The sequence below is a fragment of the Pseudomonas sp. MF08831 genome (genome assembly GCF_059862645.1).
Genome location: NZ_JCBCUX010000034.1, coordinates 1 through 2,500 on the forward strand (window position 1 = coordinate 1; position 2,500 = coordinate 2,500).

A 2,500-nucleotide genomic window follows, 5' to 3' on the forward strand; every position below is an offset into this window, starting at 1 on the left:
TAACTAAAAGTTAACTCGTCATCAGCTCTCGGCCTTAGAATCCCGGATTTACCTAAGATTCCAGCCTACCACCTTAAACTTGGACAACCAACGCCAAGCTGGCCTAGCCTTCTCCGTCCCTCCATCGCAATAACCAGAAGTACAGGAATATTAACCTGTTTTCCATCGACTACGCTTTTCAGCCTCGCCTTAGGGACCGACTAACCCTGCGTCGATTAACGTTGCGCAGGAAACCTTGGTCTTTCGGCGTGGGTGTTTTTCACACCCATTGTCGTTACTCATGTCAGCATTCGCACTTCTGATACCTCCAGCAAGCTTCTCAACTCACCTTCACAGGCTTACAGAACGCTCCTCTACCGCATCACTTACGTGATACCCGTAGCTTCGGTGTATGGTTTGAGCCCCGTTACATCTTCCGCGCAGGCCGACTCGACTAGTGAGCTATTACGCTTTCTTTAAAGGGTGGCTGCTTCTAAGCCAACCTCCTAGCTGTCTAAGCCTTCCCACATCGTTTCCCACTTAACCATAACTTTGGGACCTTAGCTGACGGTCTGGGTTGTTTCCCTTTTCACGACGGACGTTAGCACCCGCCGTGTGTCTCCCATGCTCGGCACTTGTAGGTATTCGGAGTTTGCATCGGTTTGGTAAGTCGGGATGACCCCCTAGCCGAAACAGTGCTCTACCCCCTACAGTGATACATGAGGCGCTACCTAAATAGCTTTCGAGGAGAACCAGCTATCTCCGAGCTTGATTAGCCTTTCACTCCGATCCACAGGTCATCCGCTAACTTTTCAACGGTAGTCGGTTCGGTCCTCCAGTTAGTGTTACCCAACCTTCAACCTGCCCATGGATAGATCGCCCGGTTTCGGGTCTATTCCCAGCGACTAGACGCCCTATTAAGACTCGCTTTCGCTACGCCTCCCCTATTCGGTTAAGCTCGCCACTGAAAATAAGTCGCTGACCCATTATACAAAAGGTACGCAGTCACAGAACAAAGTCTGCTCCCACTGCTTGTACGCATACGGTTTCAGGATCTATTTCACTCCCCTCTCCGGGGTTCTTTTCGCCTTTCCCTCACGGTACTAGTTCACTATCGGTCAGTCAGTAGTATTTAGCCTTGGAGGATGGTCCCCCCATATTCAGACAAAGTTTCTCGTGCTCCGTCCTACTCGATTTCATGACTAAGAGATTTTCGCGTACAGGGCTATCACCCACTATGGCCGCACTTTCCAGAGCGTTCCGCTAATCTCAAAGCCACTTAAGGGCTAGTCCCCGTTCGCTCGCCACTACTAAGGGAATCTCGGTTGATTTCTTTTCCTCAGGGTACTTAGATGTTTCAGTTCCCCTGGTTCGCCCCTTACACCTATGTATTCAGTGTAAGGTAACCATCTTATGATGGCTGGGTTCCCCCATTCAGACATCTCCGGATCAAAGTCTGTTTGCCGACTCCCCGAAGCTTTTCGCAGGCTACCACGTCTTTCATCGCCTCTGACTGCCAAGGCATCCACCGTATGCGCTTCTTCACTTGACCATATAACCCCAAGCAATCTGGTTATACTGTGAAGACAACATTCGCCGAAAATTCGATAATACTCAATTACGAGTAACTCACAAATTTTACCTTAGCCTGATCCGTTACCAGTGAAAGTAACGTTCAGTCTATCTTTCTATCACATACCCAAATTTTTAAAGAACGATCTAATCAAAGACTAGAAATCAACATTCACCATCACTTTGATGGAATGCTCATTTCTAAGCTTTCAAAACTTTCAGAAGCAGTAGTGGTGGAGCCAAACGGGATCGAACCGTTGACCTCCTGCGTGCAAGGCAGGCGCTCTCCCAGCTGAGCTATGGCCCCGTATTTCTACAGGCGTTTCCCACACAAAATTGGTGGGTCTGGGCAGATTCGAACTGCCGACCTCACCCTTATCAGGGGTGCGCTCTAACCAACTGAGCTACAGACCCAATTTCGGGCTGCTTCTTATCGTCTTCTTCAATGAATCAAGCAATTCGTGTGGGAACTTATGGAGCAGCTGATGTCGTCGATTAAGGAGGTGATCCAGCCGCAGGTTCCCCTACGGCTACCTTGTTACGACTTCACCCCAGTCATGAATCACACCGTGGTAACCGTCCTCCCGAAGGTTAGACTAGCTACTTCTGGTGCAACCCACTCCCATGGTGTGACGGGCGGTGTGTACAAGGCCCGGGAACGTATTCACCGCGACATTCTGATTCGCGATTACTAGCGATTCCGACTTCACGCAGTCGAGTTGCAGACTGCGATCCGGACTACGATCGGTTTTGTGGGATTAGCTCCACCTCGCGGCTTGGCAACCCTCTGTACCGACCATTGTAGCACGTGTGTAGCCCAGGCCGTAAGGGCCATGATGACTTGACGTCATCCCCACCTTCCTCCGGTTTGTCACCGGCAGTCTCCTTAGAGTGCCCACCATTACGTGCTGGTAACTAAGGACAAGGGTTGCGCTCGTTACGGGACTTA

The 2,500-nt window shown here is 50.3% G+C and carries 2 tRNA genes and 2 rRNA genes (1 of these 4 cut by a window edge); all 4 read right to left on the reverse strand.

Features of this window, described 5'->3' with window-relative positions:
- Window positions 1–1,531: ribosomal RNA gene (locus AC19YS_RS31925) — 23S ribosomal RNA — on the reverse strand; the annotation flags it as partial.
- Between the two features lie 251 nt (window positions 1,532–1,782).
- Window positions 1,783–1,858, reverse strand: a tRNA-Ala gene (locus AC19YS_RS31930).
- 30 nt (window positions 1,859–1,888) lie between these two features.
- Window positions 1,889–1,965 (reverse strand) — tRNA-Ile (locus AC19YS_RS31935).
- An 82-nt stretch (window positions 1,966–2,047) separates the two neighbouring features.
- Window positions 2,048–2,500: ribosomal RNA gene (locus AC19YS_RS31940) — 16S ribosomal RNA — on the reverse strand; it runs 1,084 nt beyond the window's last position.